The sequence below is a fragment of the Limosilactobacillus kribbianus genome (assembly GCF_026413145.1).
GTDB lineage: Bacteria > Bacillota > Bacilli > Lactobacillales > Lactobacillaceae > Limosilactobacillus > Limosilactobacillus kribbianus.
The window spans coordinates 1-13,329 of the sequence record NZ_JAOVYZ010000052.1 but is presented as its reverse complement, the minus strand read 5'-3'; the positions used below and the strand labels follow the sequence as shown (position 1 = coordinate 13,329).

Genomic DNA, 13,329 nt, shown 5'->3' with positions numbered 1-13,329 from the left:
ACAAAAGAGGTCCAAGAACACTGTCATGCATAAGATAAAAGAACTCCCGATATGATCGACCGTCCAAGGATCGAAGCATATCGGGAATTTTGATTCAAGGCGTGTCGCCACGGCGGGCTTACTCAATAACGATACGTCTAGGCGCGGTCGACTAATCCCCCTATACTGAAGACATAAGATTCAGTACAGGAGGATTTCTTTATGGAAGAAAAGCATGATATTGTGGCACCCGTTTTCAAAGCCAAAGGTAAGCCGGTTAGTAAGGCCAAAATTTCATCGCGGCCAGTCGTTAAAATGAAAGCCGGAAATATCCAATTAACAATTTTCAAAGGCACCAATCCCAGCCTTGCGGCCGAGATTGTAAAGGCTGTGGTGCATTATGCTCATTAACTGGCACGATCCAGACCATGTTTATCTAGTTTGCGGGAAAACTGATTTACGTAAAGGAATTGATGGACTGGCGATGGTTATCGCGGAAAACTATGGACTAGAGTTATACGATAATTCTCTGTTCCTCTTTTGCGGGTCACGTAATGATCGGTTCAAAGGGTTACTTTGGGACGGTGAAGGCTTTATTTTACTCTATAAGCGTTTTGAGAATGGTCATTTGAGCTGGCCAAGACATAGTAGTGAAGCTAAAGAGTTATCAGCTAGGCAATTGGATTGGTTATTGAAAGGATTAAACCCGTTGCCAGTTCGTCGGATCAAAGCAGCCCAACCAGGTACCTTTTATTGAATTACCTCTGTTTAAAATCGTTGTTCTTTGATATAATTACCGAAGAATAATTTAAAGGGAGGTGACGTACTATGAGTAAGAGTTTAGTAGAGGAGAATCGAGAGCTTAAGCAGCAAATCAAGGCTTTAAAGGACCAGGTTAATAAGTTGACAGCGATTATTAAGCTTCAACAAAACCAAATGTTTGGGAAAAAAACTGAAGTAATTGAGTCCGTAGTTGATGGTCAGCAATCACTGTTTAGTGATGATGAACTAGCTCAGCTGCAAGATTCTAATGTTTCAATCACGGAAGTGATTGAAAAGCAGAAAAAACAAGTGGTGCGTCATCGGAAAGCCAAGGTTTCTGGTCAGCGGACCGCTTTTTTGGATAGGTTACCTCAAGTAGATAAGACGATTCATTTAACTAATGAGGATTGTCCAAAGTGCCATGAACAGATGAAAAAGATTGGTAATCATTTGTATAGCCGTGAAGTCCGGCTGAAGCCAGCCGAGTTATATTGTGTGAATTTATACCAAGAAAGCTATAAGTGTAATGACTGTGACGAAGATGGTAAAGATATCATCATTAGTAGCCAGATGCCTCAATCATTACTGCCTCACAGTTATGTTTCTAGTAGTATTTTGGCTAAAGTAGCTGAATATAAATTTGCCTTAGCTTTACCCTTTCATCGACAAGTAAAGCTCTGGCAAGCCGTTGGTTTGCCAGTTAGTGGTCGTCAACTCGCCACCAATATTATTACAGTTAGTCAAACATACTTGAAACCACTGTATGACCGGCTAACCCAATTAATGCAAGGTGAAAACGTAATTCAAATGGATGAAACGCCATTTAAGGTCATTGACGAAGCTAAAAACACCAGCTATTTTTGGGCAACCAAGACGACGAGCGAATTTAGTCGTCATCAGATGGTGATTTTTCACTATCGTAATACACGCTCAGGAAAAGTAATTAGCGATATTATCGGACAGGACTATCCGGGCTTTATCATGTGTGATGGCTATGGCGGTTACAGTAATCGTTTATATTCCAATGCCCGATTTGGCTCGTGCTTAGTTCATATTCGTCGGGAGTTTATTCGAATCACTAAATTACTGAGTAAGAAGCAAAATTCATTATTGAAAAAGCACCAGTAACAATTGCCTTTAGTGGTCAAGGCAGCAAGACTTATGATGGGGAACCCATTTCTGCCAGTGATTTGGCTACAGATGGATCAAACATCACTATTAACTTTAGCGCCGATGATTCACTTGGCATTCCGACGAGCTGCACTCTGCAGGATTTGCAAGAAGCTGGCTTTTGGAAAGCTGGCGATTTTGAATATGCCTTAGCTGACGGCACTGATAAAGATTCTGCCAATGCTGGAACTTATACGATCAAGTTAACAAAGCAGGGTCTCCAGGACATTCAAGCATACATCGATAATCAGATATCAACTGAATACGATAAGGATGGCAATCCAATCAGCAATACTGAAATAGTAACTACAGCTGATCAAGCCGGGACAGCCACTTTCGAAATCAAGGCGGTTGCTAACACGGTGACGGTTACCGGAACGCAAACCGAAACCTACGATGCTAGCGCCAAGAGTGTCAACTACAACGCGGCTGGCAACAACAGTGTCAAGGTTACTGTTTCAGGTGATGGTCAGACGGCAGACTTGTCAAATGTCGACTTGAATTCCAGCGATTTCCAGATCGTGGACGCTAATGGCAACCCAACCACGGCCACGGAAGCGACAACTGATGGCACAACGCCGTGCGATTACCGCATTGTCTTAACGGCTGCTGGTATTGCTAAGATTCAGCAGAAAGTTGGCAGCAATTTCAATATCAGCCAAGGAACTGGCTATGGTAAATTAGTCATTAACAAAGCTGTCGGCAAAGTAACGCTGACCGGGAATGGTACTGTCGCCTACAATGGAAGGGGCGTTAACGGGATAACCTTCCCGAGAGGCGATTACAGTATCTCTTGGGATAATGCACCGGGCGTGTCCGATGCTCAAAAGAACCAATTCAAAGTCATCCGTGGCATAGTTAACTTCTATGATCAAGAAGGCAATCGATTGCCGACGCCAATTGATTCGGGTACGTATACAGTAAAGCTCAATTCTGCCAGCGCTTTCTACAGAAACCTGCAAAATTTAAATCCAAACAATATTACTTGGAATGAAGACAGTCTTAACAGTACGGCTACCCTGACGATCACTCCGGCTAAGGTTACAGCAAGTCTAGGTGGCTCTGGCTCAAAGACTTACAACGGCTCTGCTGTTACTCCTGATGAATTGACTGCTAATGGCTCAACGATCAGCATCAGCCTTGGCGATGCGGGTAATATTAGTAAATTATCTAATTTTGATTATCAGTTAAAAGACGGTGATTACACTTGGAATACCGCTGATGGCAAGGCACCAACAGACCATGGAACCTATACCATTACGTTAACTGAACAAGGGCTGAAGAATATCCAAGCAGTAATTGATAGTTATACAGGGGGTCAAGCTGCTGATGGTAACACGATCCACAATACAGTCTTAACCTCAACACCGGATAACTCTGGCTCTGCAACCTTCGAAATCACGCCACTAGCCATCACTAACGTTCAGGTTTCGGGCAATGACCAGAGCAAGACCTATGATGGGACTAAAGCCAGTTTTCACCCAGCCACGGCTAAGGATTACGGCTTTAACAACACTGAAGGTTTGACGATCCCGAATACCCTCAACAGCAGTGACTTTGACTGGTACGCTGATGCCCAAGGGACGACCAAGATTGATGCACCAACGAACGCTGGCACCTACTACCTGCTCCTTAACAAGAACGGGAAGCAGAAGTGGGCGGCGGCCAACCCGAACTACTCCTTTACCAAGGAAGATGGGACGAGCACAATTACGGGCGCCATCACCTACACAATCAAGAAGCGGGACCTGGTAATTGAGTTAACCGGTCAGGCTTCCAAGGTCTACGACGGGAAGCAGGCCGTTATTACAGCCCAAGACCTGACGGATGGCAAGTTCAAAATCAATTGGAACAACGGCAATGAGCCAGCCGACATGGGCAGCTACACCTTGACCGCTGGTGATCTGGAGGTTGTCGATGTTAATGGCAATGCCGTCAAGCAGGCCAATGCCAGCGGCAACACTGCAGTTGGCAACCCGGTCTACACGGTTCGGTTAACCGCCGCAGCGCTGAACAAGATTCAACAGCTGACGGGCGCCGCCAACTATCAAATCAGCCAGAACGACACCAAGGCCACTTACCTGATTTATGCCCAAAAGGCCCAGTTGACCTTGAGCGGCAACCAGACGACGACTTATGGTAATCCACTGGTGTTTGATCCAAAAGCCTACAAGCTTGACTTCAGCAATTGGGTCGATACCGCGACTGACAAGCCAACGCAGCAGGAAATTGGTTTACAAGCCGGCGATCTCTACATTAAATATGGTAGCAACAATGGTTCAGCTACCGACGTGCTGCCAACGGATGTCGGTAAGTACCAAGTCGTGATGACGCAGCAACTGCTGACTCGGTTAAAGAAACAGTATCCGGACTACGACTTCGATGCGGTTGCAGGGACGACGAGCAACTTCTTCTTGAAACTTTTGAAGAGCAGCAATAGCAACCAGGTTGATGCCAGTCACGAACCGGCAACCTACGTCATTGAACCGGCAGTGACGAACGTGACGATTAACGGCACGCAGACGGTCAAGTACGGCGAGTCAACGGCAATCGATACCGGCAACTACAGCCTGACGATCACGGCGACCGTAAACGGCGTGGCTAATACGCCAATCTTCGCTGGACAGGTCACGCTGACGGATGCGGATCTTGCATTTGTCATCTCCCCGACGAATGTTGGTGACTATCAGGTTAAATTATCGGCAGCTGGCCTAGAGAAGCTGGCTAAACTGTCGGTCTCCTCGCAAACCGGGGAAAGTAACTATGAAAGTAACTATGACTGGACCCAGGCCAAGGATGCCACGGCAGGCTTTGAAGTGATTCAGATGCCGACGACAATCACCGTCAATGATGCCAAGAAGTCGGTTGTCTACGGTTCAGCAGATTGGCTAAACGCAATCAAGAATGAGCCAAGGGGCTACACGCTCACCGTTAAGACGGAAGACGGTAAGGCCTTGAACTACACCGTGCAGGATGGCGACCTGGTTTACAGCCAGACGCCGGGCAATGTCGGTGACTACCAGGTTGAGCTTTCGGATGCTGGTCTGCAGCACATCAAAGCTGCACTTGGTACTAACTATGCTTGCCCACAAACGGCCGCTGGTGTCACCACAAAGGGGACGTTCACGGTCAAGCAGGGTCAGGCAACGGTTAAGTTAACTGGCAGTGATGGTCGGACTTATGATGGCAAGTCTACTTCCGCAAGTGATCTTGACCTCAACAAGTACAGCTACACCGCCACGATCTACAATGCTACTGGACAAGCCCAGACGATTAAGCTGACTGCTGATGATTTGGAGATCGTGCCAAATAACGACAGCACGGCCAATGTTGGCACCTACAAGGTTCAACTTTCCAACGCCGGTCAGGAGAAACTGAAGGCACTGGATGGCAACAATGGCGCCAACTACACTTGGAAGTTTGATACCGACGCTCAGTACAACATTACGGCGGCTGCCGCAAGCGTCGAACTGAGCGGGCAAAACTCCAAGGTCTATGATGGCCAGGCCGTGACAATCGACGAAGTTAATAGCAACAGCGGTAACATCACTGTGACGTTCACCTACCCAGGCAGCAATGCTAACAGCACCTACACCTTAACCGCGGCTGATCTTGACTGGTATGACGACCAAGGACACCAGTTAGATAGTGCCCCAACCGAGGTCGGTACTTACACGATCAAGGTTAAGGACAGCAGCCTGGCAAACCTGAAGGCACGGTTGAGCGAACTGGTCGGCTCCAATGCGGTGCTTGCCAACAATTTGACGAATATTCCAGGGACAGCAACCTTCACGATCACGCCAAAGGCAATTAGCGGCGTGACCGTTGCCGGCGATTCGCAGAGCAAGACCTACGATGGCCAACCAGCTAGCCTGGATATTAGCGGCCTGACGGTTAAGTCCGGCAGTACCACTTTGAACAAAGGTGAGCTGTCTGCGGCTGACTTTGACTGGTATGACGCTGAAGGCACTAAGCTGACTGAGGTTCCAACCAATGCCGGCAAGTACCAGGCTCGGCTGAATGCGGCTGCTTATCAAAAGCTCCAGACCGCCAACCCGAACTACAGCATCACGGCTGCTACGGGGACGATCAATTACGAGATTAAGCAGGCGCCAGCAAAGGCCGTAATGGGCGGCAGCGGAACACGTGCCTACAATGGCAAGTCTACCTCTGTTACCGATGTCCTGGGTTCCGTAACCTGGACATCAAACGGCTTGGTTAGTGGCCAAAGCCTCAGCACAAATGGCATTACCGCGGACGACTACGAGTGGTTTACCAAGAACGACACCGCAATGACGGGCGAGCCGACGAACGCTGGGACCTACTACCTGAAGTTTAAGTCCAGCGGTATCAGCAAGCTTCAGTCTGCTAACCCGAACTACAGTTTCGCTACGGATGCGGTTTCCGGCGAGTTCACCTACACGATCACGCCGGCTGCCGAAAACATCGCGGCAACGCTGAGTGGCAGTAACCACAAGACCTACGATGGTCATGCTGTCACCAATGATGAGGTCATCAGTACGAGCGGTGATATCAAGGTTACCTTCACTTACCCAGGCAGCACTGACCAGAGCACTTACGCCCTGCAAGCGGGTGATTACACTTGGAGTACCGCAGACGGTAGTGCCCCAACGAACGCCGGCACCTACACGCTTACGCTGACGAAGAATAGCGATCGACGCATTAGTCGGCGCTGGCAATGTGACGATCGGTGAAAAGGATCTCGGCGGTTCTGCCCAATTCACGATTGATCAAAAGGCGCTGGACGTCACCCTGAGTGATAAGACCAGTACCACGGCTGGCAAGACCTATGATGGCCAAGCCGGGACGATCAATCCGGCTGATGGTCAGTGGACATCCACTGGTTTAGTCAATAATGACAGCTTGAAGACTTCCGGTCTGACAGCAGCTGACTTTGACTGGGTCGATGAAAATGGTCAGAAGCTGAGTACGGCACCAATCGCTGCCGGAACTTACTATGTTGCTCTGAACGATAACAGCTTAAAACAGCTGGCTAAGGATAATCCAAACTATAAGATTACCGAAAGCGGCCAGTTTAAGTATGTGATCGCTCAGGCTGCGGCAAGTGTCACGACGGCTGGTGAGCAGGAGAGCGCTCAGGCGGAAATTGACCCAGGCAAGTTTACGGTTACGCTTCAGCTGGGCGACAACCCGGCAACTACGGTAAGCGGCTTGACTAAGGACGACTTCCAGTTTGTCGATGCTCAAGGGCATGCCTTTACGCCGACCGAATCGGGGACGTACACGGTTGCCCTGACCTCGGCAGCGATTAAGAAGCTGCAGGATGCAAATCCAAACTACAAGATCACTGCTTCGACAACGGCGGACTTTAAGTTGGACGCTACTCTGACGATTAAGTTTGTCGACGACGATGAGCATAATCAGCAGGTTGGTGATCCGATTGAGCAGGCTGGTTTGGCCAACAGTACAGTTGAGCTTGGCCTGACAATTCCAGCAGGTTACAAGCTGGCGGAAAATCAGGACCTGCCAACGAGCTACACCTTTGATAAGAAGGACCTGGCTCAAGAACTGATTATTCATCTGGTTCACAAGACGATCACGGTTCACCCAGGCGAAACCGCGCCAACCGGCAAAGTCCCTGGCGATTCGACCAAGGAATACGCTAAGATGGAAGATCTGACCAAGACGCCGATGCGGACGATCACGGTTGAAAAGCCGGACGGCAGCACGCAAACGATCAAGCAGACAGTTGAGTTTACGCGGACGGCGACCTTCGATGAGGTCACTGGCGAAGCCACGTATAGCGATTGGACAACGACTACTATCCCAGCACAATGGGCAGCTTACACGCCGGACGTAATTTCTGGCTACACCGCCGGAACGGTTGCGGCAACGGATGTCACGGCTGACACCCAAGATGCAACGGCAACGGTCGGCTACACGGCTAACGAGCAAACTGGCAAGATCTCTTACCAGGATGCAGCTGGCAATGAGATTAGTTCGACGCCACTGAGCGGGAAGACCGGTGAGACGATTATGATCAAGGCCGATCAGGTTCCTACCGGGTGGCAGAAAGTCGACGGTCAAACGATTCCAGAAACGGTTACGGCAACCGCCGATGGCATTCCAACGGTGGTAGTTGTAATTGAGCACAAGACGATCACGGTTCACCCAGGCGAAACCGCACCAACTGGCAAGGTTCCTGGCGATCCGAATAAGACTTATGTTCAGATGGAAGACCTGACCAAGACGCCGACGCGGACGATCACGATTGAGAAGCCAGACGGTACCACGCAAACGATTACCCAAACGGTTGCGTTTGAGCGGACAGCCACCTTCGATGAGGTCACCGGCGAGGCCACGTACAGCGATTGGACCACCAGTGATCCAGTACAGTGGGCTGCTTATACGGTGCCAACGATTGCTGGCTATACGCCTAGTCAAGCAAGTGTTGCTGAGCAGCCGGTTGATGCCAACACCGCCGATGCAACCGTGGATATTACTTACACTGCCAATGACCAGTCATTAATGATCAAGTTTGTCGATGACGATAACAATGGCAGCCAGGTTGGTTCCGCAATTGAGAAAACTGGTAAGACCGATCAAACAATTACTTTCAATAATCTCAGTGTTCCAGAACACTACCAGTTAGCATCTGGACAGAGTCTGCCGACAAGCTATACCTTCACGGCTGACAAGAGCCAGACGCTTACAATCCACTTAGTTCACGCTAAGCAGCTGGTTGATCCAATCAAGCCGGATACTAATCCGACTAAGGATCCAAGTTGGTTTAAGGATCAGGGACTGGTCAAGAACGTCACTCGGACCATTAATTACGAAGGGCTGACGGCTAACCAGCTGGCCCAGATCCCGGCCAGTCAAAAGAAGCAGACCGTCGAATTTACGCGGACTGCTCAGTATGACGAGGTCACTGGCAAGCTGGTAGCTGGCAGTGAAGGCGCTTGGACTGCCCAGAGCGGCCACGACAAGTTTGCTGGTTTCACACCGAAGAGCTTCGATGGCTACACGGCTGATCCAACGACAATAACTGAGGCAACGCCAACAGCAACTGACAATGATTCGACAGTTACTGTGACCTACACCGCCAACGAGCAAACGGTCAACATTAAGTTTGTCGATGACGATAACAATGGCAGCCAGGTTGGTTCCACGATCACGAAGACCGGTCATACCGCCCAGACGATTACCGACTTCAGCGATGTTAAGGTTCCTGACCATTATGAGTTAGCTGATGGTCAACAGTTGCCGACGAGTTACACCTTTACCGCCAGTGAAGGTCAAACGATCATTCTTCACTTGAAGGAAAAGACGACAACGGTTGATCCAACTAAGCCGGAAACGAATCCGACGAGTGATCCAGACTGGTTTAAGGATCATGATTTGATGAGGGAAGTCATCTGGACGATTGTTGACAATCAATTGAGCGGGACGACCACGACGAAGCAGACGGCAAAGCTTTCTCGGACTGCAACCTACAATGAAGTTACGGGTAAGCTGACCAATTTGAGCAGCTGGTCAACTGATGACACGGCTTGGAAGAACTATGAAATCAATGTCCCAGCTGGGTATACGGCAACGATTAAGCAAACGGTTAACGGTCAAACAACGACCATTGACGAGATCGGTGCTGTTCAAGTTGACGAAACGACTCAGCCAGTAACGATCACGATTAACTACCAGGCTAACGAGCAAACTGGCAAGATCTCTTATCAAGATCAAGCGGGCAATGAGATTAGTTCAACACCGTTGCGTGGTAAGACTGGCGAAACGATTACGGTCAATGCCGATCAGGTTCCTGCTGGTTGGAAGAAGGTTAGTGGCCAAACGATTCCAGAAACGGTTACGGCAACTGCCGACGGAATTCCAACGGTAGTAGTTGTAATTGAACATCAGACGATCACGGTTCATCCAGGCGAAACCGCACCAACCGGGGCAGTACCGGGTGATCCAAGCAAGACCTATGAAACAATGGAAGACTTGGTCAAGACACCAACCCGGACAATCACGGTTGAAAAGCCGGATGGCAGCACGCAAACGATTACCCAGACGGTTGAGTTTACGCGGACGGCCACCTTCGATGAGGTCACTGGTGAGGCCACATACAGCGATTGGACGACGACTGCGGATCCAGCACAATGGGCTGCCTACACGGTTCCGACAATTGCTGGCTACACGCCTAGTCAAGCAAGTGTTGATGAGCAACTGGTTGATGCTAACACCGCCGATGCAACTGTGAACATTACTTACACTGCCAATGACCAGTCATTAATGATCAAGTTCGTTGATGACGATAACAATGACAGTCAGGTTGGTTCTACGATTACGAAGGCCGGTAAGACTGGTCAACAGCTGACCGACTTTAGCTGGATCACGATTCCGGTTAATTACGAGCTGGCACCTGGTCAAACCTTGCCGACGACCTATACCTTCACGGCAGAGGCAGACCAGACGCTTACAATCCATCTGGTTCACCAGCACGCGACTAATGATGAGACGAAGATGGTTAAGCGGAACATTCAGTACAAAGGTCTTACACCGGACCAGTTGGCGCAAATTCCAACTAGTCAGAAAGAAGTCCAATCCGTCACCTTCACCCGGTCAGTCACGACTGATTTAGTAACTGGCGAGGTAATTAGCACGGGTGCATGGACACCGCTCACCGGAATCTTCAACGGCTTCACACCAAAGCAGTTTGATGGTTACACGGTAACCGTCAGCGGCCGGTCGGACGGACAAGTGCCAACGGTATCCAATGTCACCGCTGAGACGCCGGATTCGACAGTTGTAATTTCCTATACTAAGTCGAGTCAACCGACGAACCCGAGCGAGCCGACGGAACCAAGTCAACCAACGAGTCCGAGTCAGCCAACCGGCCCAAGCCAGCCGACGAATCCGAGTGAGCCGACGGAACCAAGTCAGCCAACGAGTCCGAGTCAACCGACGGAGCCAAGCCAGCCGACAAGCCCAAGTCAGCCAACGAGTCCGAGTCAACCGACGAACCCGAGCGAGCCGACGGAACCAAGTCAACCAACGGGGCCGAGCGAGCCAACAGAGCCGAGTCAACCGACGAGTCCGAGCGAGCCGACGGAGCCGAGTCAACCGACAAGCCCAAGTCAGCCAACGGGGCCGAGTCAACCGACAAGCCCGAGCAAGCCAACGAGTCCAAGTGAGCCAACAGTTCCGAGTGAGCCGAGTGGATCAGGACAGCCAATTGATTCGGGTCAGCCAAGCGAACCTGGTCAACCTGATTCTGGCCAATCTAGCGAGAGCACGGAACCGTTCATACCTGGTCAACCAGCTCAAACTGATAATGGGCAACAGGCAGTGCCTGCTATTCAGGATCAGACTGATGAAAAGGTTGGACAAGGCCAAACGCATCAATCCAGCAACCAAGCACAGCATCATGCTGGGCAATTGCCACAGACGGGGAATAAGGAGACAACTGAAACCTCGATTCTCGGTCTGGCATTAGCGGGATTGATCAACCTCTTTGGCCTTCGCGGCTTAAGGAAGAAGAAAGACGACAAGTAACTGACTTGTCAATCCCAAAAGCTAAGCGGGATGATCATGGGGAATTTCCCCACGGTCACCCCGTTTTTGCGGATTGCGCGTCCGACTAAATTAGGCGTGCACCGCGGCCACAATGTGGTATATTAAAGTTAATTCTTTAAACAAAGTGAGGGAGAAATATGGCTAAGTACACGGTTGAATTAAGCGAAGAAGACCTGCAAATGATCAAGGATTGTCACTCCAAGAACCCTTCTATCATGAAGGCAATGGAAGAAGCCAAGAAGGTTGAAGACTAGTCTTCATTAGAAACGAAATGGGGCCCGCCAGCTGTGCTGAGCGGGTCCTTTTCTCTGCCCTCATCAAATTGATTCATGAACGTTAGGCAACGATTCCACAATTAAAGTTCGATTATTTTAAATAATTATTTTTCAAAGGCCTTTTAATATCCGGGCTTTGTATTGTATAATCAAATTGACAAATGTAATGAAGTCAACCAGAGGAGGAATTACCGAATGGAATATGCAGGCAAATCACCCGAACTGTGGGCAGCAATCGCAAAGGAAGAACAACGGCAGCAGGAGACGATCGAACTGATCGCCTCCGAAAACATCGTCTCGAAGGAAGTCCGCCAGGCACAGGGATCCGTTTTGACGAACAAGTACGCGGAAGGCTACCCTGGCAAGCGTTACTACGGTGGCTGCCAGTACATCGACCAGGTTGAGCAACTGGCAATCGACTACGCCAAGAAGCTCTTCGGTGCCGAATACGTCAACGTTCAACCACACTCCGGCTCCCAAGCCAACATGGCCGTCTACCAGGCGCTGCTGAAGCCCGGTGACAAGATCCTTGGCATGGGGATGGACGCCGGTGGGCATCTGACCCACGGCTCCAAGGTTAACTTCAGTGGGAAGGTCTACCAATCCTTCAGCTACGGCCTGGACCCAGAGACCGAGCTGCTCGACTACGACCACATTCGTGAAATCGCCAAGGAAGTTCAACCACAGCTGATCGTAGCCGGGGCCTCCGCTTACAGCCAAATCATCGACTGGCAGAAGTTCCGCGAGATCGCCGATGAGGTTGGTGCTTACCTGATGGTCGACATGGCCCACATCGCCGGCTTGGTTGCCACCGGCGCCCACCCGAGTCCGGTACCGGTTGCCGACGTGGTAACGACCACCACTCACAAGACCCTGCGTGGCCCACGTGGGGGGATGATCCTGTCCAAGGACGCCAAGCTGGGCAAGAAGATCAATTCCGCCCTCTTCCCAGGAACCCAGGGTGGCCCGCTGGAACACGTGATCGCCGGCAAGGCCCAAGCATTCTACGAAGACCTGCAGCCACAGTTCACCGACTACATCAACCAGGTAGTCAAGAACGCCGCTGCCATGGCCGATGAATTCAGCAAGTCCGGCGCAGTGCGGGTCGTTTCCGGCGGCACCGCCAACCACCTGATGATCATCGACATCACCAAGACCGGCATCACCGGCAAGGATGCCCAGGACCTGCTCGACGCGGTTCACATCACGACCAACAAGGAATCAATCCCTGGAGATCCACGGAGCCCATTCGTAACCAGTGGGTTGCGGATCGGGACACCGGCCATCACCAGCCGTGGCTTTAAGGAAGACGATGCCCGCCAAGTTGCCGACCTGATCGTCAAGCTGCTGACCAACGCCGATGCCGACGCGGTTCGCGAAGAGGTGGCTCAGGGCGTCCACAAACTGACGACCAAGCACCCAATTGACGAAGACTAGTTTGTAAATAAAGATGACCACTGCACGGTTCAATGTCATTAAGTTAAGAGCTTGACAATTAGTGGTCGGTTCTTACAGGATGTCGTTTGAAAAGTAATTCGTTAATTTTAAGGCCACCTAAGTAGTAATCGCGGTTACTAATTAGGTGGCC

Annotated in this window: 5 protein-coding genes and 1 pseudogene; all 6 read left to right on the top strand. The window is 50.3% G+C overall.

The window, feature by feature from the left end:
* Window positions 1-201: 201 nt before the first annotated feature.
* Window positions 202-390 (top strand): hypothetical protein, encoded by a 189-nt coding sequence (locus OCT58_RS08895; RefSeq protein WP_035161508.1) that lies wholly within the window; start codon window positions 202-204, stop codon window positions 388-390.
* Entirely contained in the window at window positions 380-736 is a 357-nt protein-coding gene (gene tnpB / locus OCT58_RS08890) for an IS66 family insertion sequence element accessory protein TnpB (protein WP_016497106.1), read from the top strand. Before OCT58_RS08895 ends, tnpB begins: the two co-directional genes overlap by 11 nt.
* A gap of 71 nt (window positions 737-807) precedes the next feature.
* Window positions 808-1,842 (top strand): annotated as a pseudogene (locus OCT58_RS08885) (IS66 family transposase); the annotation flags it as partial.
* 5 nt (window positions 1,843-1,847) lie between these two features.
* Window positions 1,848-6,626, top strand: a complete 4,779-nt coding sequence (locus OCT58_RS10475; RefSeq protein WP_368669260.1) for an MBG domain-containing protein — start codon at window positions 1,848-1,850, stop codon at window positions 6,624-6,626.
* Window positions 6,613-11,445, top strand: coding sequence for a mucin-binding protein (locus tag OCT58_RS08875; protein ID WP_267202507.1), 4,833 nt, complete (start codon window positions 6,613-6,615; stop codon window positions 11,443-11,445). The genes OCT58_RS10475 and OCT58_RS08875 overlap by 14 nt, the downstream gene beginning before the upstream one ends.
* A gap of 491 nt (window positions 11,446-11,936) precedes the next feature.
* Complete coding sequence (glyA, locus tag OCT58_RS08870; RefSeq protein WP_267202506.1) at window positions 11,937-13,178, top strand: serine hydroxymethyltransferase; 1,242 nt, start codon at window positions 11,937-11,939, stop codon at window positions 13,176-13,178.
* Window positions 13,179-13,329: the final 151 nt, after the last annotated feature.

Excerpts from the sequence above, each read along its gene's own strand:
- OCT58_RS08895 (WP_035161508.1), top strand. The coding sequence starts at position 202 with ATGGAAGAAAAGCATGATATTGTGGCACCCGTTTTCAAAGCCAAAGGT.
- tnpB (WP_016497106.1), top strand. The coding sequence starts at position 380 with ATGCTCATTAACTGGCACGATCCAGACCATGTTTATCTAGTTTGCGGG.
- glyA (WP_267202506.1), top strand. The coding sequence starts at position 11,937 with ATGGAATATGCAGGCAAATCACCCGAACTGTGGGCAGCAATCGCAAAG.